The sequence below is a fragment of the Streptomyces sp. NRRL B-24484 genome (genome assembly GCF_000717715.1).
Classification (GTDB): domain Bacteria; phylum Actinomycetota; class Actinomycetes; order Streptomycetales; family Streptomycetaceae; genus Kitasatospora.
The window spans coordinates 343467-368254 of sequence record NZ_JOAI01000001.1; the positions used below are offsets into that span (position 1 = coordinate 343467).

The following is a 24788-nucleotide window of genomic DNA, read 5'->3' on the forward strand; positions in this document are numbered from 1 at the left end:
CCTAACGCCGTTCGGGGTAGGGAGCCCGTAAAGGGCGCGATCACGTCATTCGCGCCGGTCGTTCGGGTGCGGCACGGCGGGGCGGGCCGTCCTGACCGCCATGAGCAGACCGGTCGACCAGGCGAGGCGGACGGTCCGGAAGTCCGGGTGCTCCGTCAGGTGCGCGACGATCCGGGCGACGGCGGCGGTGTGCTCGGCCGGCCAGTCCGGCAGCGGCAGCAGGTCGTCGATCAGGTAGGTGCCGCCGGGGGCGACCATTTCCAGCGCCCGTTCCAGGTGCGTGAACTTGCCCGGCCAGGTGTCGGCGAAGACCAGGTCGAAGGGTTCGCCACGGTACGCCTCCAGCCAGGCCCCGCCGTCGCCGGCGACGAACGAGCAGCGGCCGTCCCCGGCCAGTTCGGCGCGGGCGAGGTCCTGCACGGCGGTGTCGAGCTCCACGCTGACCAGCCGGGCGTCGGCGTCCATGCCGCTGAGCAGCCAGGCCGCGCCCTCGCCGGCACCGGTGCCGAGTTCCAGGATCCGCCCGCCGGGGCGGGCGGCGGCGAGGACGGCGAGCAGTGCCCCCGTCCGCTCCTCGCAGGAGAGCGTGAAGCCGTGGGCCTTCGCGGCGGCCCGCAACACGGCGACGGCGGGCGGCAGTTGCGTGGGTGTGTCGTCCATCGGGCCAGTCTGCCGCCGGTGCCCGCGGTGGCGCAGTCGGATTTCCCCGCTGCGCCGGGCGGTGTCCGTGGGCGGTGTCAGTGGGCGGGGAGTTCGTCCTCGTACTCGTCGAGGTACTCGAACACCGTGGTCCACAGCCAGGGGTGGGCGGCCAGCAGGCCGAGGGCGTCCAGGTCGGCGTCGAAACGCTCGATCGTCTCGTCGCAGCCGACCTCGTCGACCTGCTCGACGGCCTGCGCCGCCAGGCAGAGGACCTGGACCAGCAGGGGCAGGGACGGCGCGTAGCGGCCGCCGTACCCGCGGCCGCGGTCCCAGCCGTCGGGCGCGAACAGGTCGACGGCGCCCGTCCCGGCGTCGAGCACGAAGACGGCGTCGGTGTGGTCCATCACCTTGAAGCAGGTGTCGGAGACGGCGTCCTCGCCCTGCGGCCGGGAGGCGCCGTAGAGCTCGTCGGGGTCCTGGGCCCACAGGCCCTCCTCGCGGAGGAAGCGCGAGTCCAGGCCGATCCGGCCGAGCCGGGTGCAGGGCAGGCCGACCTCGGTGAGGAAGCGCCGGGTCGGGGCGTGGGTCAGCGCGTCCGGCAGCTCGGCGCCGGTCGGCCGCCAGACGCCCTCCTCGCCGAACAGCCGCACCAGCAGGGCGGCGTCAGGGGTGGCGGGGTGCTGCTGGACGGCGTCGGTCACGTCGGTCTGCTCCGGTTCCGGGCGGGGTCGTGGGGTCGGCGGCGGCGACGGCGGCGACGGGCCGGCCGGTTCGCCGGGTGCGTCCGCTCAGAGCAGGCCGTCCCACATCTGCTCGACGACGACGGCCCACCAGTTCTCCGGGTCCTGGAAGACGGTCGGGTCGAGGGCGGCCAGCCGGTGCTGGAAGCCGTCGGTGGCGTCCGCGGCCGCGTGCGGGTCGAGGCCGCGGCGGGCCGGCCGGTGGGCGGCGAGGAGGGCGAGGCAGCGGACGTACGCCGAGAGGTCGTGGTTGAGGTAGCGGCCCGTCCCGTTGTCGGGGTCGACCGCCCAGACGCGGCCGACGCCCTCGCCGGTGCCGGTGCCGCCGTCGCCGCACTGCACGGCGACCAGGGCGTGGCCGTCGGTGCCGATCAGCACGTACTCGGCGAGCGCCGCGCGGGCGGCGTCCGGGACGCGGCTGCCGCGGCCGACCGCGTCGAGGTGCGCGGCGACGTCGGGCAGGCCGGGCAGCACGGTGAAGAAGCCCTCGACCCGGGCCGGCAGGCCCGCCCAGACCAGGGTGGAGCGGGCGGCGTCCGGGAGGGCGGTGGCGGCGGTGTCGTCGGCGTCGTAACGGTGCACGCCGTCGGCACCGAACTGCTCGGCGAGGCGGCGGCCGAGGGCGGCGTCCCGCTCCTGATCGGCGGGCTCGACCCCGCGCGGGAACGGCGCCCGGTTGGGGTGCGGCGGCAGCGGCCGGCCGGCCTCGCGGAAGACCTGCTCGGTGGCGGCCGTCAGGCTGCGGACGGCGGCGGCGCGGCGGTTGAAGCGCGGGCCGTGGTCCTGGCCGTAGGAGAAGGAGGCGACGGGCAGTTCGGCGAGCAGGACGGCGGCGCAGTAGCCGCCGGGCAGCTCGCAGGGCCGCAGGTCGGAGTGGACGGCGAGGACGGCCTCCGGCGGCACGCCCTGCCGCTGCAGGGTGCGCCAGGCGTCCAGTTCGGGGTGGGTCCCGCCCGGGGCGGACATCCGGAACAGCGACTGCTCCTTGCCGTCCGCGTCCCGGTAGGTGAGCACGGCGGTGGCCCCGGGACCGGTCGCGAGCGGCCGGTCGGGGTCGTAGGTGCCGGCGCCGAGGCTGTCGCGGTAGAGCTGGACGACCTCCTCGACCGGCACGGACGGCCACGTGGTGAGCCGGCCGGTCTCCCGGTCGACGACGGCGCTGGCGGAGCCGATGTCGGCGGGCGCCCGCCGCCCGCCCTCGGACGCACCGGCGCCGGCCTCCCCGGCCTCGGCCCAGACCACCCAGCCCAGGTCGAACTCGTGGACGCCGACGGTGCGCCACTGCTCCTCGGGCCGGTCGCCGTTGATCCACCGGTGGGCCGCCTCGACGGCCTGTGCGCGGGTCGTCACGCGGTCGTTCTCCTTCAGGACCGGGGCCCGCAGGCCCGGTGGTTGGGGGTGTGCACTGCTGCCGCGGCCCGGGTCACACCGGCGCCGGCACGGTGAGCCGCAGGGCGCTCAGCCCTGCGGCGTCGGCGAGCAGCAGCACGGCGTCCGGGGTGACGTCGGCGCCGCCGAGCGGGCCCGCGGAGAGGAAGACCCCGACCGGGTCGCCCTCCTCGCGCGGCCACAGCCGTACGTAGTCGCCGCCGATGCCGAGCCGTACCGGGCAGGCCGCCCGCTGCTCCTCGGTCAGCACCGCCAGGTGCTCGCCGGGGACGTCGACCGGCTCGCCGGTCGGCACCGCGTGGACGGCGAGCCGCTCCGCACCCGCGACGCGGGCCGCCACGACGGGCGTGCCGTCGGGTGCGGTCGCCGCGGTCAGCGCGGTGACGCCCGGCAGGGGGCGGGCCCACAGCGTCCGCCAGGGCAGGGCGGGGCCGAGCTCGGGGGCGGGCAGGCCGTCCTGGCGGCAGGCGTGCTCCAGCAGCGCGGCCCGCACCGACGGACCGGCCTCGGTGCGGGTGAACAGCGGTGCCAGCCGCAGCCAGGTGCGGGCGAGCGGCGGCAGCTCCGCGCCGGTGGCCGCCAGGTGCTCGACGGCGGCCCGCAGCCGGACCTGATCGGCGTGCACCAGGAAGCCCGGGTCGGCGATCAGGCCCGCCAGCGTCCCCGCCTCCAGCGCGTGGCCGGTCAGCTGCTCGCGCAGGTACGGCGAGGCGTGCTCCCACCGGCCGGGCCCGTCGGGCAGGCCGTTCAGCAGGGCGGTCGCGATCCGGCGCTGGGCCTCGCGGACGGTCGAACCGAAGCGCTCGCGGATCTCGGCGCCGATCTCCGGGTGCACCAGGCGCACCGCGGGGTCGTCGCGCTCACCGACCAGTTCGAAGAACGGCAGCAGCAGGGCCCGGCCGTCGGCGAAGGCCTTGGACAGGTCGCGGCCGGCGACCGCGGAGGCGAGCGGCGCCCAGAGCGGGAACGGCACGGCCGCGCCGTCGCCGGCCAGGGCGAGCGGGGCGAGCAGCCGGCGCAGCGTCAGCTCGTCGGCACCGCAGCGCCCGGCGTGCAGGTCGAGGACGTCACCGACGCCGGCCGGGAGCTCCACCGGCCCGTCGGCCGGGGCGGCGCGCAGCGACCAGGCGGTGAGCCGCACCACCAGCGGGCCGGCGGCCCGGGCGGCCAGTTCGGCGGCGAGGGCGGGCCGGTCCAGCGTGTGCTCGGCCTGCCGGACCAGGGCCTGCGGGTCCGCCCAGGGTTCCCCGTCCAGGTCGATCACCTGCAGCCGCCCGGCGGGGATCCGCTCGGCGAGCCAGGCGGCCTGTTCCTCCGGCACGTCGGCGAGCACCCGCACCCACGGCGAGAGCGCCAGCGGCAGCAGGACCTCGGCGGCGACCCGCGCGGGTTCCTGCAGGGCGCGCAGCGGCCCGGCCCGGTCGACGTCCGGGACGACGAGGGCGGTGGCGGTGGTGCGCTCCTCGGCGAGCCGGTCGAGCAGGTCCTCGGTGCGGTCGGCGTCGAGGCCGAGGACGTCGGCGGCGGTCCAGAGCAGCTGGGCCGCCGTCAGCCCGGTGGGGTCGCAGACGAGGGGCGGCGGCAGTTCGGCGGCCGGCACGGTGGCCGGGTCGAGTGCGCCGAGGTCGAGCCGCTCGCGGGAGGCGGGATCGCACAGCATCAGGAAGCCGGTGAGCAGCCGGGAGCGGCCGGAGCCCGGGCGGCCGGTCAGCAGCACCACCTGCGGGGCCGACGGCCCGGCGGTGTGCCAGGCCGCGAGGGCGCGCAGCGCCTCGCCGCGGCCGCCGACGTAGGGGTGCGGCCGGTGGGTCGTCGGATCGTTCACCTGGTCGTCTCCGGGTTCGTGCCGTACCGGGGCGGGGTCACTCGAAGTCCTCGCGGTCCTGGAAGACCTCCTGCCAGAACGTCGAGGAGGCCGTCACCGGGTCGAGCTCCTCGGCCCACACCCGCAGCGCCCGCTCGGCGTCGGCGAGTTCGGCCGCGGTGGCACCGTAGTAGAACGACGCGTAGAGCCGCAGCAGGGCGGCGAACCGCTCGACGGAGGAGGCGATCGGGCCGCTGTCGTAGTCGCCCTCGTACCGCTCGGGGTCGAGGAGGCCGACCCGGCCGGTGGCGCCGTCCACCACGATCAGCCGCTCCAGGTCCTTGGCGATCAGGTAGCAGAACTCTCCGCGGTCGTCGCCGTCCTCGTCCCCGTCCCGGAAGTCCTCGGTGCGCAGTTCGCCGAGGCCCTCCCGGGCGAGCACCTCGCCGCTGAGGTCCAGCAGCGGGATCCGGACGGCGGGCAGGCCGACCTCGGTCAGGAAGCGGCGGGTCGGGCCGTGCTCCAGGCCGTCGGGGAGCTCGGCGGGGTCGGCGGACCACAGCCGGTCGGCGCCGAAGCGGTCGGCCAGCCAGCCGCGGGTCACCGTCCGGGCCGCGTCGGGCAGCTCCGCCGGGGCGACCCGGGTGGTCACGTCGTCCTCGGCGGGCATCGGCCAGACCGGGGTGCGCGCCTCGTCGAGCACGGCCGCGGACTCGTCGATCTCGACGGCGTAGTACCCCCAGCCGCCGCCGAGGACCGCGAGCGCGCCCGTCCGGACGGCCTGCCCGACCTGCTCGTGGCAGACCGGGAGCGCCTTGGCCCCGCCCTGCCAGCCGTCCGGGCCGTTGGTCGCGTCCTCGCCCCGGCGCGGCAGGTCCGCGGGCAGCAGCGGGACGTACTCCTCGGGGAACTCGTCGTGGGCGTACGGCCGGTAGAGCTTCGGCCCGGCGACCGGTTCGCCGGTGCGCAGGTCCACCGCACACTCGTGGAAGCCCTCCTCGTCGTCGGGCTCCATCCGCTCCATCCGGGCCAGGACGAAGGCCTCGTGGGCGAGGACGAGCTGCTGCCCGTCGCGCTCCACGAGCTGCAGGCCGGTCACCCGGCCGCCGGGGGCCGAGCAGGTGGCCCGGGCGCCCGGCGGGACCCAGCGCGACCAGACCGTGCGCCAGGGCAGCCGCGGCGCGGCCGCCAGCAGGGCGGAGGCGTCCTCGGACCGGCCGTGGCTGACGAGCAGCAGGTGCAGCCAGGCGAGCCACTCGGCGCCCTGCTCGGCGTCCGGCCGCACGCCGAGCCGGTCGAGGTGGTGGATGTCCTCGGCGAGGGTGCCCGCGGGCACCCCGTCGGGCCAGCACTCGGCCATCGCCGCCAGCAGCTCCGCCCGGCCGACCCGTGCCAGGAACTCCGGCCGCTCGATCAGCGCGGGCAGCTCGCGCACGTCGAAGCCGCCGGTCGGGCCGGGGGTCTGGTCAGGTCCGGGGGTCATGGCGCCTCCGTGGGCGGTGCTGGTCGGCGTCGGCCGCTGCGGCCGGTCGTCACTGCGGTCGGTGGTCACTGCGGTCGGTGGTCACTGCGGTCGATTGTCACGTCTGCGGCGGGACGTACTGGTTCGGGGTCCGGTTCTTGTCCAGCTCTCCGCTGGTGGCCATGTCGTACCACAGGTCGCCGAGGCGGTTGAGGTGGTCCTGCATGTCCTGGTCCATCTTGGTGGCCGCCGCCTCCCGTTCGGCCGCGGTGTCGTGGCCGTCCGCCATGTCGCCCTTGCGGTAGCCGACGCCGTAGCCGACCTCGGTGTCGGGCATCGACTCGGTCAGGTAGCGCGAGCAGTGTCCGTGGCCCGCGCCCTGGCCGCAGGGCTCGCGCTCCGTCCAGAGGCTGGCCACCGTGTAGTCGCCCGCCTCCGCACGCTGGTTGAGGCGCTCCATCCAGCGGCCCAGGTGCGGCTCGGAGTGCTCCGGCTGCATGCCGGCCTTGCCCGGCGGCAGCGAGCTGTCCACGACGTACCGGACCTTGCCGTTGCTGTCGACCACCTCGATCGCGGCGTAGTTCTTTCCGGTGAAGTCGGGCCGGTGGTCGCCCTTGACGTGCGCGATGGTCTCCCGGCGGATCGCGAGCTCGACCTGGCGGTCGGTCATGTTGGCCTTGTCGGGGTGGAGCTCCCGGTACCGGTCGACCATGTGCTCGCGGACCAGCCGGGCCGGGCTCGGGCCCTCGGGCTTCTCCCCCTCCTTGAGCGGGCGGTGCTCGTTGCCCCGGGGGCCCTGCCAGAAGTCGTGGTTCTGGTGGGTGGCCACACCGCGGGACTGGTCGTCCTCGTGGTGCTTGTCGTTCTGCTGCTTCTCGGCCTCGGTCTCCGACATGTCCGACCGGTCGTGGTCGTCCCGGTAGTGGTACGGGTCGGCGGCGTGCTCCGGGCTCGAACCGACCGCGTACTGCTGGTGGTAGGACAGGCTCAGCCGGCCGAGGCTCGCCACGACGGCGCCCTGCTCGCTCTGGTGCAGGTCCTTGAAGCCGGGCAGCCGGTGCTCCAACTGCTCCTTGTCGAAGGCGAGCTGGAATTCCGCGTCCGGGTCGTCCTTGTGGTCCTTGTTGTGCCGGGCCTGGTCGGCGGTGTCCTGCAGGAAGTCGCCGAGCGACTTGTCGGTGAACCGGTCCTGCAGGAACTGGTGGGCGACGTCCAGGTCCGACTGCCGGACATTGGCGTTCTCGCGCTCGCGGAAGGTCCGCTGCTCGTCGTCGCCGAGCATGTTGTAGTGCGTGTGGTCCTTGGGCTGGGCGTCGTGGTACGGCGTCGAGCCCTGGCGGTCGTCCGGCGTGCCGGACTCCTGGGTGCCGGCGTCCGGCATGTCGGTGTCGTGGTGCGTGGTGCCGTCGTGCGAGGCCGGGTCGTGCGAGGTGCCGGACCCCGGCGTGTGGCCGTGCCCGGAGTCCACCTCCATGTCGTCGGGGCTCGGCTTCTGCTTCTTCTTGGGCGGCCCGGCCTCCCCGTCCGGCTCCGTGCCGTCCTCGTTGTGCTTGGTCTTGCCCGCCGGGTCCGCAGGGCGGCGGTCCGCGGAGTCGGAGTCCCGCCCGGGGCGGTCGGGGTGCTCGGCCCGGTCGGGGTGCTCGGCGCCGTCGCTGCGGTCGGGACGGGTCGTGGAGCCGGCACGGGAGTCCGGGCCCGTGTGGGAGTCGGAGCCCGTGCGGGAGTCGGAGGGGCGGTGGTCGGACGTGATCGGCCGGCGGTCGGCGTCGAGCGGGATCGCGAAGACGCCGTGGTCGCCGTTGTGGAGCGGCTTGTCGCTGCGCGCGCCGGTCTGGTTGTCCAGGTAGACGATCTTGCCGTCGTGGTTGACCACGTTCCAGGCGTGCGCGCGGCCGTGCTCGTCCTGGGTGACGATGACCGCCTGCGACCCGTGGCCCGACTCGCGGAGAGTGTCCTCCAGCCGGTGGAACGCCTGGTCCCCGTTGCCCAGGTCCCGGAAGGGCGCACCGAGTTGGCGCTCGGCACGGTCCCGTCCGCCGCGTTCGCCGTCCGGGCTCCCGTCGTCGGTGCGGGCCGCGGCCGCGGTCGGGTGGCCGCTGTAGGTGTCGGCGCTGGACAGCGCCACGTCCAGGCAGTTGTTGTCGCGACCGGGCTCGCGGTGCCCGTCGCCGTTGACCGCCCCCGGCCAGTCCCCGTACGGGTCCGGGTGGCGCTGCGGGGTGCCGTCCGGGTTGCGCGGGATGCGCCGATCCAGCTCCTGCTGGTGGTGCTCCTCCACGCGGGCCAGACCACCGGGCGTGTCGTACGGGCGGCTGTCGGAGAGCGGACGCTCGTGCGGAGGCACGTCGGCGTCGGGACGGCCGTCGTGGTCCGCGGGGGAGTCGGCGTCCTCGGCCGGGTCGCGGTGGTGCTGCTCGTCGGGCTTGCCGTGGTCCTCGGGCCTGCCGTGGTCATCGGCCTTGGCGTGGTCGTCGGACTTGGCCTGCTCGTCGCCCTTGGCGTGGTCCTCCGGCTTGGCGTGGTCCTCCGGCTTGCCGTGGTCCTCCGGGCGGGTGTCCGGGCCGTGGTCGGGGCGAGCGGTGTCCGGGGTGCGCGCCGGGCCGTCGCCGCCCGGGCGCGGCGCCGTACCGGTCGGACGGTCGGCGGACGGCCGCTGGTCGGCGGCACGCGGGTCCGCAGTGCGCGGGTCGGCCGTCCGGGGGTCCTGACGCGAGGGCCGGTCCGCGTCGGGGCGCGGCGCAGCGGACGGGCGGTCGACAGCGGGGCGGTCCGCGCCGGGGCGGTCCGCGCCGGGCTGGCGGCCGAGGCCGGTCGGGCGGTCGCCGTGCTCCGGACGTCCGGCGGACTGGCCGGGCACGGAGGTCGGACGGTTGCTCGACGGCCCGTCACCGCCGGTGCCCGTGTGGGGCACGGGACCGCCCTGGCGGGGCGGCGTGCTGCCGGACGGCGTCCCGGCGCCGGGAACACCGGCACCGGGGACGGGCCCGGTCGCGATCGGACCGGTGGCGGTGGGCGTCCACGGGTTCTGGCCGGACGGGCCGGACTGGCCCGGCGTGGCGTCCGGACCGGCGGCCGGATTGTGCGTGGGAGGGGCGTCGGCGACCGCCGTGGAGGCCGTCTCGACCGTGGCGCGGTGCGGCCCGTCCGAGGAGGACGGGGACGGGCGCGAGTGGTCCGGCCCCGAGGACGGTCCGCCCGCCGACGGGATGCCCGCCGACGGCACGTGCGGAACGCCGCCGCCCGAGGGCGCACCCCGGCCGTCGCCCGCGCCGTGCGAACCGGGCGTCGCATCCGGGGCCGGCGTGCTTCCGGGCGTGGAGTGGTGGGGGGCAGCGTCCGGTGCCGGTCCGGAACGGTCCGACTGGGAGGGGATGTCGCCGCCCGGTCGGGACGGCCCGCCGTCGGAGGCGTGCGCAGGTGCCGGGGCGGCCTCTCCGCCGCGCACCGGGCCGTACGGGGGCGTCGCACCGCGGTCCGCACCACCATGCGGGGGCGTGGAGGCACCGTCGTCACCGCGGACCGGCCCGTACGTGGGACGGGAGTCGCCGGAGTGCGCAGGCGCGGGAGCGGAGTCGGGGGTCGGGTGGGACGGCGCCGGCCCCGGACGGGTGTCCGTGCTGCCGTGCGCGGACTGTCCCTCCCCCGTGTGCTGCGGACCGCCGTGGGACGGTGCCGGCGCGGGCGAGGCATCAGGAGTGTGGTGCGCGGAAACGGGCCCGGGCCGGGGGGTGTCCGCACCCGACCGGTCCCCGTGACCGTCGCCGGCATGCGCCGGCCCGTCCGACCCCGCACTCGGCCGCCCGTCCACACCCGTGTGCGCCGGAGGCGTGCCCGTGCTGTCGTGCCGAGCAGGAGCAGGCCCGTCCGAACCCGGCGTCGACCGCCCGTCCGAACCCGCATGCGCAGAACCGCCACCAGCACCGTCCGACCCCGCACTCGGCCGCCCGTCCACACCCGTGTGCGCCGAAGGCGTGCCCGTGCTGTCGTGCCGAGCAGGAGCAGGCCCGTCCGAACCCGGCGTCGACCGCCCGTCCGAACCCGCATGCGTCGGGGCGCCGGTGTCGGGTCCGGAGGAGGGGGTGTGCGAGCCGGACGGCGGCGGGGTACCGTCGCCGCCGGAGGGGGTGTGGTGGGCTGCGGGGGCCGGTGCCGGGTCGGAGGTCAGCCGGGTGCCGAACGGGTCGAGCGGTGTCGAACTCCGGTTGTCGCGGCCGTCGTTGCCGTGCTGGGCGGTCGCCCCACCGTCATTGCTGCTGCTGTTGTTGTGCGAGCCGGAGTCGCCGCTCGGACCGGACTGGCCGCCCGAGGAGGTGTGGTCGGTTCCGGTGCTCGCGTCGCCGCCGCCGGGCCGCCCGCTTCCGGACGAGCCGCTCCCCGACGAACCGCCGTTGCCCGAACCACCGCCGGACGGGGCCGAGGAGCCGGACGAGCCCGAGGTGTGCGAGCCGCCCGACGAGCCGCCGTCGCCCGAGGCACCGGTGGAACCGTCGGAGCCTGACGCGTGCGAAGACCCCGAAGCTCCGGAGGATCCGGAGGAGTTGGACGAGGATCCGGAGTCCCCACTGCCCCCGCCGTCGTGCCCGCTCTCGCCGCCGCCCTCGTGGCCGCCGCCGCCCTCGCCGTGGCCGCTGCCGTGCCCGGCCGCGCTGTCGATACGGTGCCGGGCGGCGCCGCCCGCCCGCGAGCCGAGCCCGTCCTTCAGCGACTCACCGAAGGTCTGCTTCCAGTTCTCCGCGGAGGACTTCCCCTCCTCCCAGCCCTTCTTCACCGTCCGGCCGACGTCATAGCCGTCCTGCGCACCGAAGCCCTGGTTCACCGTCTGCGCGATCAGATCCTTGATCATCGCCTGCACTGCAGACACGATCGGATCCTTCAACGTCTCCATGATCGCCTCGATCAGCGCCTCACGGAGCTCCTTCAACAACCGCCGCACGATCATCTTCGTCGCCTGCGTCGCCCCCAACGCACCGACCTCGGACAGACCGAACGTGAACGGCGCCGCCGCCTGCGCCGCAATGATCTCCGCAGCCAGAATCACCAACTGCGCAATCACCGCGATCTTGCACGCGATCACGATCACCGCAGCAGCCTCGAACGCCGCCGCGATCAACCGCGCAGCCTGCGCCGCATCCGCGAGATACCCGTCCCCACCCGTCGAGAACTTGTCGAACGCCTTCCCGAACGCATCGACCGAATCACCCGCATTCGCCGACCGCACACTGTTCGCCGCCGACAACGCCCGATAATTCAACTCGTCGACCTGATCCGCGAAATCACGCCACACCTGGGCGCACTCACGCATCTTGTCCTCGTCCGCCTTCGGCCAGTCGAAGCCGAGCATCTCCAGGACCCACTCAAGGCCGTCCGGCAGCATCAGCGACACGAGTCAGTTCCCCCTAGCGGATTCCCGCACCCTCCTGGCGCGGGAGCAAAGACGACGGTCGGCAGGCGGTTGTGCGCCCGTCACACCTGCGGGCGGTACATGGTGTGGATCTCGTTGCCCAGTGCGTCCGTCCGGCCGCCGAGGGCGTCCAGCCGGCCGGTGGTGTCGGCCTCGTTCGCCTCGTGGTTGTCGGCCATCGCCTGGAGCTTCTGGCCCATCTCGCCGAGCCGCTGCGCCAGGGAGTCCATGGACTCCTGCATGCCGTCGCGCAGGCCCTCGTACACGATGCCGAACTTCTCGCCGAGGTCGTCGTCGCCCCACGGGGGCTCGTCGCCGCCCTCCAGGGCCTCCAGCCGGGACTTCATCCGGTTGGCAGCCTCCTGGAAGTCCTTGCCGACCGATTCGAGGTTCCGGCCCTGGGACCGCAGGTTCCCCTCGTCGACGACGATCTGCTGCTGCGCCACCGGAAATCCCCGTCCCCCGTACGACCGGGACCGCGGCGGACCCGCGCGATGCGAACCGGTCCGGCAGTCCCACTACCCGTCAACCGCATGATCCTACGGCGTGACGGCGGGCCCCCGGCACCGCGGGGGCCACTTCGCACGACCTCCACCTAACCGGAACGCCCTGCACCGCTTGTGTCGGACGCACCTCAGGAATCCACCTCCACGGTCACGTGCGGGGAGAGCGCCCGGAGGAAGTCGGGGGCGTCGAAGAGCCGGCCCGCGGAGGCGACGCCGACCGCCCTGGTCCGCCCGGTCAGGATGCGGTCGACCGCCTCCACCACGAGCGGTGCGGTGACGGCGTAGATGTCCTTCCCCCGCGCCACCGCCCGCCGTTCGCCGTCGCCGGAGCGCACCACCACCTCGACGAGGAAGGTCTGCGCGGAGCGCCCGTGCTCGTCCGCCGCGGTCGGCGCCGGCGTGTCCGGGGCGGCGAGGTCCCCGGCCGCCTCGACCGTCATGTAGGTGCGCACGTCGGGGACGGCGAGGTGGCTGGGCAGGGTGACGACGTCGGCCATCGTGAACTCCCCCACGACGGGCCGGGTGCCCAGCGGGGCGGGGAAGGCCCACTCCAGCAGCGGCGCGTCGTCCCGGCGGTACTCCAGCCGCCCGCCCGCGTAGCGGACCCGTCGGCCGTCCCGCCGCTCCCGGGAGACCGCACCCGCGGCCCGCGTCCCGGCGGTGGGGTGCCAACTGCTCAGCCCGTACGCGACGTGCACCTCGTCGGCCGCCGTCCGGTCGCCCATCGCCGCGGTGGCGAGCAGGTCTCCGAGGCCGCCGAAGAAGGCCATCGCCGGGAGGACCACCGTTCCCGCGGCAGCGGCGCGGTCCGCGAAGTGCGTGAACGTGTCGAGGTTGGCCTCGATCTCGGCCGCCACGTCCACGTACGGGATCCCGGCGCGCAGCGCCGCCTCGATCACGGGGCCCGCCGTCACGGCGAACGGCCCGGCGCAGTTGACCACGGCCGCCGCGCCGGCCAGCGCCCGGTCGAGCGCGTCGGGGTCGTCGACCGACGCCGGACGCACCTCCAGGCCGGGCTCGGACACCGCGAGCTCCGCCAGCTTGCCGATGTCGCGTCCGGAGAGCACCGGGAGGTAGCCCCGCTCCCGCAGTTGCGCCACCACGAAGCGCCCGGTGTGCCCGTACGCGCCGTAGACCGCCACCGTCGGCACCGATCCCATGGGTCCTCCCCCGAACTCGATTGGCCCGCCACCGGTCCGCGGCGTTCCGTCTCCGACAATCCTGGCGGCGGCGGCACTGCACCACGAGTGTCCGGAACGACACGACCCGTACACTTCCGGACATGGGCACTGTCGCGCTGGCCGTCACCGAGGGCATGCTGCACTTCGAACTGTCCGTGGCGTACGAGGTCTTCGGGAGCGGGCCGGTCGGCGGCGCCACGTCCTGGTACGAACTCGCGGTCTGCGGGCCGGAGTCCGTGCGGGTCGGCCGCTTCCGGCTGGAGCCGGACCACGGCCTCGACCGGCTCCCGTTGGCCGACACCGTGATCGTCCCCGGCTGGGCCGACGTCGACGCGCCCCCGCCCGCCGAGCTGGTCGACGCGGTGCGGGCCGCCCACGAGGCGGGCGCGCGGGTGGCCTCGCTGTGCACGGGCGCGTTCGTCCTGGCCGCCGCCGGGCTGCTGGACGGACGGCGCGCCACCACGCACTGGGCGCACACCGCGGTCCTGGCCGCCCGCCATCCCCGGGTGGCGGTCGATCCGGACGTCCTGTACGTGGACAACGGCAGCGTGCTCACCTCGGCCGGCAAGGCCGCCGCACTGGACCTCTGCCTGCACCTGGTCCGGCTCGACCACGGCTCGTCGGTCGCCAACGCGGTCGCCCGCCGCCTGGTCGTACCGCCCCACCGGGACGGCGGGCAGGCCCAGTTCGTCACCACGCCGGTGCCCGCCCCGGACAACCACCCGCTCGCCGACCTCTTCCCCTGGGTGCTGGAACGGCTGGACCGGCCGCTGACCGTGGAGGACCTGGCCCGCCGGGCGCGGATGAGCTCGCGCCACCTGGGCCGCCACTTCAGGTCGGTCACCGGCACCACCCCGCTGCAGTGGCTGCTGGTCCAGCGCATCCGCCATGCCCAGGAGTTGCTGGAGACCACCGACGAGAGTGTGGACACCGTCGCCGCGGCCACCGGCATGGGTACCGCCGCCACGCTGCGTCGGCACTTCAACCGCACGGTCGGCGTGCCCCCGGACACCTACCGCCGCACCTTCCGCACCCGGACGGCCACTGCACGGGAGTCCAGCACCCGCTATCCCCTGCAGACTTGAGCGGTGGGCAGGGAAAATCGGTTCGCCCTCCACCTGTCCCGTCCGGTAGAACTCGGAAATGACGAACGAATCGATGGATCCCCTGGACCGGCTCCTGGCGGAACACGCCTGCGAGCGCCTGCTCATCGACTTCCTGCACCGCCTCGACCTGGGCGAACCCGGCAGTGTCGCCGAACTGTTCACCCCCGACGGTGTCTGGGACTGGCCGGCGGGCGAGCGCCGCATCGAGGGCCGCGACGCCCTGCGGAGCTACTTCGGCTCCCGGCCCGCCGACCGCCTGTCCCGACGGCTGTGCAGCAACGTCCTGGTCGACGTCCACTCACCGACCACGGCCACCGCCACCTCCTACTTCGCCACCTACCGCGTCGACGGCTGGACGGGCGGCATGCTGCCGACCCGGCTCCCCGCCAACGTCGGCCACTACGAGGACACCTTCCACAGGACGGACGGCCGTTGGCTGCTCGCCACCCGCACCGTCCACCTCCCGTTCGGCGGCCCCACCGAGCGGCTCCGGCCCGCGGAATCCGCCACCGGAGCCCCGGCCGACGCCCCCGCCACCCCCGCCGGACACGGCTGACCCGGCTGACCCGGCTGACCCGGCTGACACACGTGGCCGTCGAGGCCGTCAGCGATCACGGTGCCCCCTCGCCACCACTGCCGCCGACCGGCCCACCCCGCTCGGCGGGGCGGCCGGTTCGGCCCGGTGCGCAGGAGTACCGGCGGGCGCCGCAGCGGTCCGGTCCACCAGGAATCCCGGATCGGCGAGCCACTCCCCCAACTCCCCCGCCAGCACCGCATGCACCGGCCGCGCCGCCCGCAGGTACCCGGCCGCAGCCGGCTCCCCCGCAGCCCCAGCACAGCCCGGTGCACCGCACGCTGCTGATCCGCAGTCATCGGCAAGTGCTCCCGCACGGGCCCGGTGTTCCCCGACCCCGGTGAGCCCCACGCCCTCGGAGTCGAGTACCAACAGGTCGTGCTGCTCGGCGAACGCCTCCGATTCCGCAGCCGCCACCGGCGCACGGAACGTCTCCGATGCGGCAACAGCCTGCAGCCAGCACGCCTGCTGACCGGAGAGACCGGCCAGCCGGACCGGCCGGGCGGGCGCAGCGGAGGCGGCTTCCCCGACCACCACCGGCACGCCCGGCTGCTCACGTGCATGGTGCCGGGCCCACAGCCGGACCCTCGCCGGCTCCTCCACCGACGCCAGCAACGGCCCCGCGGCCCCGACCCGGTCGAGCACCAACTGCTCTGCCCCACCGGTCTCTCCCACCGACCGCATCGCCTCGGCGACGACCGTCTCCAGGCTCAACCCGGTGCAGTCGATCCGCACGATCCCCGCCACGGCTCCTCGCTCCCCCCGACGTCGTCACCGCGGCCGCTCGGCAGGCCGGGGTGAGCGCCGCGCGCCATCCGAATATCCACGCCTCACGTGGGGATCTCGCCGATCGGCTCGCTGCCGGACCGCGGAGCTCTACTCGGGAGTCTCCTCCCACAGGTCGAGCAGGGTCGGCGCGAAGTACTTCTGCTCCCAGAACCCGGCCTCGGCGGCCGCCGGATCGATCGTCCCGATCCAGCCGAGCACGTCCTCCTCCAGGTTGAAGGAGTCGTCCACGCCGAGCAGGACGGGCACCTGCAGCACGGCCCGGTGCACCATCACGATCCGCAGGAACTGAGGCAACCCACCGGCCACCAGGACGAGGTCGCGGTTCCAGTCCTCACCGAACACCTCGCCGGTCCGGCCGTCCAGCAGGATCGGCGAACCGAAGAACCGGCCGAGCCCGGTCAGCAGCCCGGGGCGCCCGTCCGCCGGAACCAGTCCGTCTGGCGCGAGTTCGGGGGTCAGCAGTCCCGGATGATCCGCCACCGGCCAGCCCACCTCGCTCAGGAACTCCCTGGTGGCACCGTGTTCGACCGCGACCGGAAGCCCCTCGGGCGGCACCGGGCGGCACGCTCCGCGGCCGAACGCCCAGTCCTGTTCCAGTTCCTCCCGGCCGAGCGGCCCGTCGAAGGACACCTCCGGCCGGGGCCACCGCGCGCGGCCGCTGAGCGGGCGCCCAGGCCCTCCGCGCGGAAGCCTCGGCAACCGGGCCATCAGGTCCTCGTGCACCACTGCGCCGAACAGCCCGCACCGCCCCATGAACACCCACGTCGTGCCGTCCGCCGGGTCCGAGGGCGTGCACTGCACGGCATGCACCACCGACTCCCCCGCCCACGGCAGCTCGGCGGCCTCCTCGTACTGGCGGCCGAGACCGGCGGAGCTCCACTCCCCGTCCATGTGGAGGGCCGTGCGGCCCGAAAGGTCCTTCTCCCGGGGGAGGACGTTCTCGTGCACCTCGGTGTCCACCCCGCCGAGCTTCTCGCCGGTGCGGAAATTCCACAGCTGCTCGTACACCGTGCTGTGGCCGTCCCAGGGCTCGTGCCGGGTGGCGAGGGTCGGACCGCCGGGCCCGTGCACCAACAGGATCCTGTCCTGCTCGGTCTCCGCGGGCGTCCGCGGCGCGTACCCGCTCGGCCACCGCCAGTGCGACCAAAGCGTCTGCCACGGCAGCCGCACCCGGGTCGCCACCTCGTCCGCCGCAGCCGTGAAACCCCGCCCCACCAGGGTGTGGTGCACCCAGGACAGCCACTCCTCGTGGCTCGCCGGCGCAGCCACCCCCTCCAGCAGCACGCAGTGCAGATCACCCGCGACCGTACCCAGCGGCACACCCTCCGGATACGCCAACGCCAGCCCCAGAGCGAGGCCGTACCACCCCGACTCCACCAGGAAGTCCGGATCGGCGAGCCACTCCCCCAACTCCCCCGCCAACGCCGCATGCACCGGCCGTGCCGCCCGCAGGTACCCGGCCGCAGCCGGCTCCTCCCGCAGCCCCAGCACAGCCCGGTGCACGGCACGCTGCTGGTCCGCCGACAGCGGGAAGCTGCGTCGCACCTCCCGGTGCACGTGGACGCGGGCGAAGCCGATGTCTCCGCCGTCCCGAACGAGCAACGGGTGCCGCTCCACAGCCTCCTGGAGCTCCTCGTCGTCGACCGGCCCCGCCAGAGCCGCGACGACAGCCCGCCAGACGACGAGCGGCGAACGCCGCAGCTCCAGCGCACCCGAGGCCGCCGACAGCACCCGGTCGAGGGGCCCTTGCGCGGTCATCTCGTCGACCACGGGCCCGAACGGGACCTCCGGGGCGATCTCGACACCCACCCCCAGCACCGCCTTGGCCCGGCGCGCCCACTCCTCGATCCGGCCGGGCTCGGCCGAACTGATCAGCGGCCCCGCAGACCCGACACCCTCCAGCCGCACACTCGACGCCCCACCCTCCTGCACCGCCCGCAACGCCCGGGCCTGCACCTCATCCACGTGCAACCCGTCGCAGTCCACGATTGCCGGAATGTCCACGGTGCTCTCCCCCGCTTTCCCCCTGGTCACAGGCTCACTCTGTCACGTGCCCACGCCCTTGCCGGACGGAGCATCAGTCCGGGGGTACCGGCACTTCGCCGGAGCCGAGGAAGAGGTAGTCGTACACCTTCCGGAGGTATGCGTAGAGTTCGTCGTCCGACTCGAAATCGACGGACGTCAGGTCGCAGTACTCGCCGTGCGACAACGGCCGCTTCTCCAGGACGTAGTCGAACATCTTCCGGAGACCGTCGGCCCAGGACGCCCGCTTCACGTTGGCCAGAACGACGGGCATGTAGGCGTAGGCCGTCTCCACGTGGAGATACTGCCTGATGAATCCGGCCGGCACCATTCTCGGGTCCATGGCCAAGGCTCTCCATTCCGCGCTGCCGCGGGCGGGAACGCATCATCCTCGCGCGGGTCTCACGTGGGGAACTCGCCGACCCAGGTGCCACGGAGCAGGTGGTGCGGGAGGTACTCCGACTCGACGTCGATCGGCATGCCTGCATCGTGGGCGAGGCACGCCATCGCCAGCGGGGCCGGGGCTACCAGTCCGGTGGTGTCGAGGGGGCGGGCCGGGGTACTCGGGCGGCCGTCCGACGGGACCCGGTCGGTCGGAGGCGGGGTTGTTCCGCTGTCCGGGGAGGGACGGTGTGCCGGAGCCGGCCCTTCACCGACCCCGCACGGACACCGCGACAACCCTGCACACCGGGCGCAACTCAACCCGCGACGAACAGCGGACGACGAGCCGTCACTTCCGCCGGTCGTCGCGCTTGGCGGAGCCGCTCTCGGCCTCCTCCTGCTCGCGGACCAACTTCTCCGCGCGCTCCTCGGACCTGCGCCGGTCCTCCGGCGACAGGTGCTCGGCGGCGTCGTGGATCTCGCCGAGCCGGCCGGTGATCGCGTGCATGTAGCGGTCGGACTCGATGACGTCCTTCATGCCTATCCGGCCGCTGAGCACGCCCTTCGCCATCTCCTGCAGCTCGGGGCCGACGTTGGAGTTGTTGGCGAGGGTGCGCAGAGCCTTGTGCAGCGAGGCGGCCTGGGTCGGATTGTCCGCCACGTCCAGCAGTTCGTCGTCGCCGATCTCGTGCTCGTCGGCCATCGCGGCCACCTCCCCGTCGTCCTCAACCTTGGACTGCACCCGGACCGCGGCGGGCCAAGACCGGTCGGCCGCAGTCGCATTCGTCGTGCGATCATATGCAACCGTTCGGAGTCGACGGTGCCTGACGGTAATCTCGGCCGGAGTCCGCCACCACGGAGGAGTCGTCGTGATCACCCAGGAGCAGGCCCTCGCCGCAGCCGACCGCTGGCTGAACGGTGAAGCGCCGGCCGAGCGGCGCCGTGCCGTCCGCCACCGCGAGTTCGGTCTCGGCTGGGTGGTCTGGGCCGCGCCGGCCCCGCTGGAGCGCGACCCCGTCACCGGGGAGCGGCGCCCGCCGGCCGACCTCGGCGACGCCTGCGGCGTGGTGGACCGGGAGAGCGGCGAACTCACCGTGTGGCCCTCGATCCCGGTGGACGAGGTGATCCGCTCGTACGAGGCCAAGCACGCCGAGCGGGCGCACCGGAACGACCCGCCCGCCACCGGCCCGGGCAACACCGCCGTCGCCACCTACGTGAACCCGGCCGACGGCCAGGAGGTCATGCTCTACCGCAACGCGGGGCCGGGTCTGCCGCCGGCGGAGTACCAGCTCGCCGCGGAGCTCGACCGGCTGGGCGTCCCGGCCGGGAACGTGGTGGCCGTCCACACCGACCTGCGCCCGGCCACCCTGCCCGGCGGCTACACCGCCGCCCTGCTGGAGCGCGCCTTCCCCAACGCCGAGGTCTCCTGCTCGCACACCTACGGCATCTTCGCCGACGAGCGGGCCGAGGGTGCCGCGGCGCTCACGCTGCACGCCGAGCGGATCGCCCGCCTCGCGGGGCAGCCGCTGCCCCCGCGGCCGCACCGGGTGCCGGCGCCGCAGCCCGGCGAGGTCGAGCCGGCCGCGGCGGTCCGTGACGTGGCACTCGGCCGCCGGATGGCCGAGGCGTTCGGCGAGGTCGTGCGGTACGACGCCGACGACATCGCGGCCAGTGCGCTGCCCGAGCCGACCCGTTCCACGCTGACCTGGGCGGGGCTGCCCGCCGACGTCCCCCTGTTCTTCGCCGCGGACCGCCCGGACGCCCCGCCGGCCGGCGGCCTCCTCGCCGACCTGCGCAGCCACCTGACGGCCGCGGGCACCGAGCTGGAGGAGTCGCTGCTCGACGTCCTCGCGGGCTGGACGAGGGTCGGCTCCGACGGGCTGTGCATCGTCGCGGTGCAGTGCGCGGGGGACGGGCAGAGCCTCGGTTCGGTGTGGGCCGTCAACCCGCGCACCGGCAGCGGACGGTACGTCAACGCCTCCCTCGCCGCCTTCCTGCGCGGTGTGGACGCCCTGGTGACGGCCCGTGCCGCGATGCGCGGGCTCGACCCGCTGGCGGCCGGTGCCGCGGTCGCCGCACTCCAGACGGAGCTCGCCGGGATCGACCCGCAGGCCTTCCACAAGGACTCCACCTGGTGGAACGTGGTCGTCGAGCAGATGTGGCACGGCCTGTTCTGATCGCGTCCGCCGTACTCGGCGGGGTGCGCTCAGCAGAGCTCGACGCGTACCAGGGCGGCAGCCAGCGCGGGCAGCTCGGGGCCCGGTACCAGGGCGCCCAGGGCGTCGCCGTCCGTCGGCAGGCCGAGCGAGGCGGCGGCGTCCCGCGCGCGGCGGTCGAAGGACGGGCGGAGCTCCGGCCAGATGCCCTGGGCCTCGCGGCAGAAGATGTCCGCGCCGACCGGCCCGGTCCGGGGGAACTCCTGGAGCAGCCGGTGCACCGCCGCCGGGTCGCCGCCCGCTTCAGCGCGCAGCCGGCGCAGGTCGCCGCGCCACCGTTCGAGGAGCAGCTCGGCGCCGCGGCCGAGGGCGGTGGCGGTGCTCTCGTCGTAGCGGACGTAGTGGGCGCGGCCGAGGGCGTCGACCCGGTCCTGCCGGTCGGAGTCGGCCATGGCCTGCGGGGTGCGCAGGCCCGCCTGGAAGAGTTCGCGGGCGGCGGCGGTCGCGATGTCGGCGTGGATCCGCGCGGAGCAGAGCAGGGTCAGCACCAGCAGTTGGTGGAGCGGCGCCGGCTTGTCACGCAGGGTGATGCCCGCCTCCCGCGCGTAGGTCTGTCCGCGCTCGCGCAGCAGGCGGGCCGCCGTCTCCACAGCCTCGCTCACGGGGGAGCGCCTACCCCGGTCCGCAGGTTCGAAGCACGGCCCGTGGGCCTGATGGCCGACCGGCCGATGTGCAAGGGCTGGGCGGCGGTCAGGCGCACCACGAGCCGCCGGTGCGGCTGGCGCGGGCCTCCACGGTGTAGCCCTGTCGGCCGTCGAAGGCCCAGGAGACGGCGAGGTGGGCGGTGGTGCCGTCGACCTCTTTGGTGAAGCAGAGCCCGATCCGCTCGCCGCCGGGGTCGGTGCGCCAGGCCGGTTCCTCCGGGTCGGGCGGGGCGGGCTGCCAGCCGTTGCGGGCCGCGGCGGCCCGGTAGTGGGCGACCACGTCGGAGCGCCGGGCGGGTTCGGCGTAGCCGCGGCCGGCGGCGGCGAAGCGGTCGTCGTCGTCGCAGCCGGTGTACTGCTCGCCGTCCGGCCGGGCGCCGTCGGGCGTGCCGAGGGCCGCGACCTCGGCGGCCATCGGGTCCTCCAGGCGGCGGTCGGCGAAGGTGCAGCCGTACAGGCCGCCGTCGAGCGCCCAGTACCCGCCGCCGACGACCAGCGCGGCGAGCACCAGTCCGCCGACGACCAGCGATGCTCCCGCCCGAAGATCGTTCACGGGCGGGAGCGTAGTGGTCGGCGAGCGGCGGAGGAAGGGGCTCCGGTCAGAACACCCGGACCATGGTCCGGTGCGGGATCCCGGCGTCCTCGTAGACCGGGCCCTCGGCGGTGTAGCCGAGCCGCTCGTAGAAGCCGAGGGCCTGGACCTGGGCGTGCAGTTCGAGTTCGCGGGCGCCGCGCTCGCGCCCGGCCCGCTCGATGGCGCGGACGAGGTCGGCGCCGAGGCCGGTGCCGCGCGCGGCCTTCCGCACGGCGAGGCGGCCGAGCAGGACGCGGCCCTCGACGCCGGTGATCTTCAGGGCGTCGGCGCCGTGGATCAGGCGGCCGGTGCCGAGGCCGGTGCCGTCGGGGGCGAGGGCGAGCAGGTGCACCGAGGTGGCGTCGAGGTCGTCGTACTCGAGCTCCTCGGGGACGTTCTGCTCCTCGACGAAGACCTCGCGGCGGACGTGCCGCACCTGGGCGAGGTCGGCCTCGCTCGTCGCGATCCGGATCTCGACGACGGGCCGGTCGGTCGCGTCGGCCATGTCAGCTCTCCGCGGCGATGATGTCGAGGGCCTTCTGCAGGTCGGCGGGGTACTCGCTGCGGAACTCCACCCACTGGCCGTCGGAGGGGTGCTCGAAGCCGAGCTGGACGGCGTGCAGCCACTGGCGGGTGATGCCGAGGCGCTTGGCGAGGGTCGGGTCGGCGCCGTAGGTCAGGTCACCGACGCAGGGGTGGCGCAGCGCGGACATGTGGACCCGGATCTGGTGGGTGCGGCCGGTCTCCAGCTTGATGTCGAGCAGGGAGGCGGCGCGGTAGGCCTCGATGAGGTCGTAGTGGGTGACCGAGGGCTTGCCGTCGCGGGTGACGGCCCACTTCCAGTCGTTGCTGGGGTGGCGGCCGATCGGGGCGTCGACGGTGCCGGTGAGCGGGTCGGGGTGGCCCTGGACGAGCGCGTTGTACCGCTTCTCGGTGATCCGGTCGTGGAACTGCCGCTTCAGGTCGGTGTAGGCGCGCTCGGACTTGGCGACGACCATCAGGCCGGAGGTGCCGACGTCGAGGCGGTGCACGATGCCCTGGCGCTCGGCGGCGCCGGAGGTGGAGATGCGGTAGCCGGCCGCGGCGAGGCCGCCGATGACGGTGGGGCCGGTCCAGCCGGGGCTGGGGTGGGCGGCGACGCCGACCGGCTTGTCGACGAGGACGATGTCGTCGTCGTCGTGGACGATGCGCATGCCCTCGACGGGCTCGGCGACGATCTGCACGGGGGCGGCGGGGGCCGGGATCTCGACCTCCAGCCAGGCGCCCGCGGTGACCCGGTCGGACTTGGCGGCGACGGAGCCGTCGAGCGTCACCTTGCCGTCGGCCGCCAGCTCGGCGGCCTTGGTCCGGGAGAATCCGAACATCCGGGCCAGGGCGGCGTCGAGGCGCTCACCCTCCAGGCCGTCGGGTACGGGAAGGCTGCGGGTCTGCGCTGCGATACTCACTCGTACGAGTATGCCGGACCGCGGGGGGCGGCCCGACCGCCGCGGACGCGCTGCGCCCCGCCGGCACGGGGCCTGCGGGGCGGGTCGTCGTCGGGCCGTCGTGCGGCCGCGGTCACTCCGTGCGGTCGCCGGTGCCCTCTCCGCCGTCCTGCGCGGTGCTCTGCTTGGCGCTCTGGTGGGTGGTGCCGTCCGGGTTGGAGCCGCGGAAGGACAGCAGCACCACGAGGACGCCGCCGCAGACGATCGCCGAGTCGGCCAGGTTGAAGACCGCGAAGTGCTGGACGGAGATGAAGTCCACCACGTGGCCGCGGAACACGCCGGGCGAGCGGAACAGCCGGTCGGTGAGGTTGCCGAGGGCGCCGCCGAGCAGCAGGCCGAGCGCGATCGCCCAGGGCAGGCTGTGCAGGCGGCGGGCGATCCGCCAGATCACCACGATCACGGCGGCCGCGATGGCGGTGAAGACCACCGTCATCGCCTGGCCCATGCCGAAGGCGGCACCGGGGTTGCGGATCACCTGGAAGGTCATGACGTCGCCGATGACCTGGATCGGGCGGTGGCCCTCCAGCCGGGCGACGACCAGCAGCTTGCTGCCGAGGTCGATCAGGTAGGCGAGCAGGGCGACGGCGAGCAGTACGCCGACCCGGCGGCGGCGGACGCTGCGGGCGCCGCTCGCCGCGGTGGCACCGGCCGCGGCGGTGCCGGGCTCGGCGGCGGACTCGTCCACGGCGGTCTCCGGCTCGTGCGGCACGCGTGCGGTGGGGACGGCTTCGTCCTGCGTCTGGGGGGAACCTGGAGTGCTGATGATCCGCTCCGCTGCCGTGTACAAGAGGACCGGCCCGAGGCGGGCCGACCTGGGCCGGGGTTACGGGGACGAGCGTACGGCACTCGGCGGCCGGACCGCCCGTTCCCCGCAACCCCGGACGGGCGCTACCTGCGCTCCTGCTTGGCCTTGCAGCTGACGCAGAGCGTCGCCCGCGGGAACGCCTGGAGGCGGGCCTTGCCGATCGGCTGGCCGCAGGACTCGCAGATGCCGAAGCCGACGCCCTCCAGCCGGGCGAGGGCCCGCTCGGTCTGGGCGAGGCTGTCGCGGGCGTTGTTGGCGAGGGCGAGCTCGCTCTCGCGGTTGATGTTCTTGGTACCGGCGTCGACCTGGTCGTCGCCCGCGCCGTCGTTGGAGTCGCGCATCAGGCCGGTGATCGCGGCCTCGGAGGCCTCGATCTCGGCGCGCAGGCGCTCCAGGTCGGTGTTGAGCTCGGCGTGCAGCTCGACCACCTCGGCCGACGTCCAGGCGTCCTCGCCGGGGCGGACGGGCAGCTCGGCCGGGTCCACCGACTCCGCTCCGCCGCTCCGGGCGCCGGAGCCCGCCGGGACATGGGTGCGGCTGGTCGCCGCCCGGCCGGTGGTGGTGCTGGTCTTCCGCCGTGCAGTGCTCACGGTCCCCTCCCCTGGGTCGCCTGCCACAGCCTCCCGCGTCCGCTTGGTGGCGGTACGCGTGCCAGTTGCTCTCTCAGCCATGGCTTTCGACCTCATTTACGAATGATGCGAACCGCCGGTTCCCGGCGGTTTCTGGTGCCGGAAAGATAAACCCCATCGAATCCGGTCACAACGTGACATACCGGCGTCAGATCCGATCCCACTCGGGCAGCCTCTGCCGCCACCGGTGCCCGGGTGCTGACCCTGTTGTGCCCAGATCGCCACCGGCTAATCGCCACCGGCCGGCGGCGGCCCCGCCCGGCGGTGCGGTGCCACAACCGGTTTGCCACGGCCGATACACTGGCCTGGCAAGGCGCAGATGGGACGAGTACCGCTGTACGCAGCCACCAGCGACCCGGGGACGGTGCGAGCCCGGGGGTGTGCACGGCGCGAAGATCACCCCGGAGCCGCCGGAAGAACGGCCGCACGACCTGCTCGG

Annotated in this window: 24 protein-coding genes; 5 read left to right on the forward strand and 19 right to left on the reverse strand. The window is 74.6% G+C overall.

Going from position 1 to position 24788, the window contains the following annotated elements; genetic code table 11:
- Positions 1-45: 45 nt before the first annotated feature.
- From IE98_RS0101525 to IE98_RS0101550, 6 genes are all read right to left on the reverse strand, one after another.
- A complete protein-coding gene (locus tag IE98_RS0101525) occupies positions 46-660 on the reverse strand; it encodes an O-methyltransferase (protein WP_030262737.1) in 615 nt (204 codons plus the stop codon).
- 77 nt (positions 661-737) lie between these two features.
- Complete coding sequence (locus tag IE98_RS0101530; RefSeq protein WP_052389985.1) at positions 738-1343, reverse strand: SUKH-4 family immunity protein; 606 nt, start codon at positions 1341-1343, stop codon at positions 738-740.
- Between the two features lie 87 nt (positions 1344-1430).
- Positions 1431-2732, reverse strand: coding sequence for an SUKH-4 family immunity protein (locus IE98_RS0101535; RefSeq protein ID WP_030262742.1), 1302 nt, complete (start codon positions 2730-2732; stop codon positions 1431-1433).
- A 73-nt stretch (positions 2733-2805) separates the two neighbouring features.
- Positions 2806-4596: a hypothetical protein gene (locus IE98_RS0101540; protein ID WP_043173188.1), complete on the reverse strand. Its 1791-nt coding sequence runs from the start codon at positions 4594-4596 to the stop codon at positions 2806-2808.
- Positions 4597-4633: 37 nt separating this feature from the next.
- Complete coding sequence (locus IE98_RS0101545) at positions 4634-6058, reverse strand: SUKH-4 family immunity protein (protein ID WP_159400802.1); 1425 nt, start codon at positions 6056-6058, stop codon at positions 4634-4636.
- Positions 6059-6155: 97 nt separating this feature from the next.
- The gene (locus IE98_RS0101550; protein ID WP_159400803.1) at positions 6156-8894 is read right to left on the reverse strand and encodes a toxin glutamine deamidase domain-containing protein; all 2739 of its coding nucleotides are present in this window, start codon (positions 8892-8894) and stop codon (positions 6156-6158) included.
- A 1681-nt stretch (positions 8895-10575) separates the two neighbouring features.
- On the opposite strand from IE98_RS0101550, the gene IE98_RS48845 reads away from it, so the two are divergent.
- A complete protein-coding gene (locus IE98_RS48845) occupies positions 10576-10824 on the forward strand; it encodes a hypothetical protein (protein WP_159400804.1) in 249 nt (82 codons plus the stop codon).
- A 96-nt stretch (positions 10825-10920) separates the two neighbouring features.
- Entirely contained in the window at positions 10921-11283 is a 363-nt protein-coding gene (locus IE98_RS0101560) for a hypothetical protein (protein WP_159400805.1), read from the forward strand.
- Between the two features lie 217 nt (positions 11284-11500).
- On the opposite strand, the gene IE98_RS0101565 is transcribed toward IE98_RS0101560, so the two are convergent.
- A complete protein-coding gene (locus tag IE98_RS0101565) occupies positions 11501-11884 on the reverse strand; it encodes a WXG100 family type VII secretion target (protein WP_052389987.1) in 384 nt (127 codons plus the stop codon).
- 188 nt (positions 11885-12072) lie between these two features.
- Complete coding sequence (locus IE98_RS0101570; RefSeq protein WP_030262763.1) at positions 12073-13104, reverse strand: saccharopine dehydrogenase family protein; 1032 nt, start codon at positions 13102-13104, stop codon at positions 12073-12075.
- 122 nt (positions 13105-13226) lie between these two features.
- Between IE98_RS0101570 and IE98_RS0101575 the strand changes: the two genes are divergently transcribed.
- On the forward strand, positions 13227-14210 hold the full coding sequence (locus IE98_RS0101575) for a helix-turn-helix domain-containing protein (RefSeq protein ID WP_043173190.1): 984 nt from the start codon (positions 13227-13229) through the stop codon (positions 14208-14210).
- Between the two features lie 58 nt (positions 14211-14268).
- The gene (locus IE98_RS0101580) at positions 14269-14787 is read left to right on the forward strand and encodes a nuclear transport factor 2 family protein (protein ID WP_043173192.1); all 519 of its coding nucleotides are present in this window, start codon (positions 14269-14271) and stop codon (positions 14785-14787) included.
- 48 nt (positions 14788-14835) lie between these two features.
- Here the strand turns inward: IE98_RS0101580 and IE98_RS0101585 are convergent, their stop codons facing one another.
- The 5 genes from IE98_RS0101585 to IE98_RS0101605 all read right to left on the reverse strand — a co-directional run bounded on the left by IE98_RS0101585 (position 14836) and on the right by IE98_RS0101605 (position 18700).
- Positions 14836-15552 (reverse strand): hypothetical protein, encoded by a 717-nt coding sequence (locus tag IE98_RS0101585; protein ID WP_030262769.1) that lies wholly within the window; start codon positions 15550-15552, stop codon positions 14836-14838.
- Between the two features lie 129 nt (positions 15553-15681).
- Positions 15682-17598, reverse strand: coding sequence for an SUKH-4 family immunity protein (locus tag IE98_RS0101590; RefSeq protein ID WP_030262772.1), 1917 nt, complete (start codon positions 17596-17598; stop codon positions 15682-15684).
- Positions 17599-17671: 73 nt separating this feature from the next.
- Positions 17672-17959 carry a hypothetical protein gene (locus IE98_RS0101595; protein ID WP_030262774.1) on the reverse strand — a complete coding sequence of 96 codons (288 nt, stop codon included), beginning with the start codon at positions 17957-17959 and terminating at the stop codon, positions 17672-17674.
- Positions 17960-18018: 59 nt separating this feature from the next.
- Positions 18019-18318, reverse strand: a complete 300-nt coding sequence (locus IE98_RS52460) for an Imm49 family immunity protein (protein WP_078660702.1) — start codon at positions 18316-18318, stop codon at positions 18019-18021.
- 28 nt (positions 18319-18346) lie between these two features.
- Positions 18347-18700 (reverse strand): hypothetical protein, encoded by a 354-nt coding sequence (locus IE98_RS0101605; RefSeq protein WP_159400806.1) that lies wholly within the window; start codon positions 18698-18700, stop codon positions 18347-18349.
- A 166-nt stretch (positions 18701-18866) separates the two neighbouring features.
- On the opposite strand from IE98_RS0101605, the gene IE98_RS0101610 reads away from it, so the two are divergent.
- Positions 18867-20174, forward strand: coding sequence for an SUKH-4 family immunity protein (locus IE98_RS0101610; protein ID WP_030262780.1), 1308 nt, complete (start codon positions 18867-18869; stop codon positions 20172-20174).
- Between the two features lie 29 nt (positions 20175-20203).
- Here the strand turns inward: IE98_RS0101610 and IE98_RS0101615 are convergent, their stop codons facing one another.
- The 6 genes from IE98_RS0101615 to IE98_RS0101640 form a co-directional block, all read right to left on the reverse strand.
- Complete coding sequence (locus tag IE98_RS0101615; RefSeq protein WP_030262783.1) at positions 20204-20815, reverse strand: hypothetical protein; 612 nt, start codon at positions 20813-20815, stop codon at positions 20204-20206.
- A gap of 88 nt (positions 20816-20903) precedes the next feature.
- The gene (locus IE98_RS44160; RefSeq protein WP_159400807.1) at positions 20904-21410 is read right to left on the reverse strand and encodes a hypothetical protein; all 507 of its coding nucleotides are present in this window, start codon (positions 21408-21410) and stop codon (positions 20904-20906) included.
- A 46-nt stretch (positions 21411-21456) separates the two neighbouring features.
- The gene (locus IE98_RS0101625; RefSeq protein ID WP_052389990.1) at positions 21457-21936 is read right to left on the reverse strand and encodes a GNAT family N-acetyltransferase; all 480 of its coding nucleotides are present in this window, start codon (positions 21934-21936) and stop codon (positions 21457-21459) included.
- A 1-nt stretch (position 21937) separates the two neighbouring features.
- Entirely contained in the window at positions 21938-22876 is a 939-nt protein-coding gene (locus tag IE98_RS0101630; protein ID WP_030262799.1) for an RluA family pseudouridine synthase, read from the reverse strand.
- A gap of 112 nt (positions 22877-22988) precedes the next feature.
- Entirely contained in the window at positions 22989-23702 is a 714-nt protein-coding gene (gene lspA / locus IE98_RS0101635) for a signal peptidase II (protein WP_420706151.1), read from the reverse strand.
- Positions 23703-23803: 101 nt separating this feature from the next.
- Entirely contained in the window at positions 23804-24310 is a 507-nt protein-coding gene (locus IE98_RS0101640; RefSeq protein ID WP_234443365.1) for a TraR/DksA family transcriptional regulator, read from the reverse strand.
- Positions 24311-24788 lie beyond the last annotated feature (478 nt).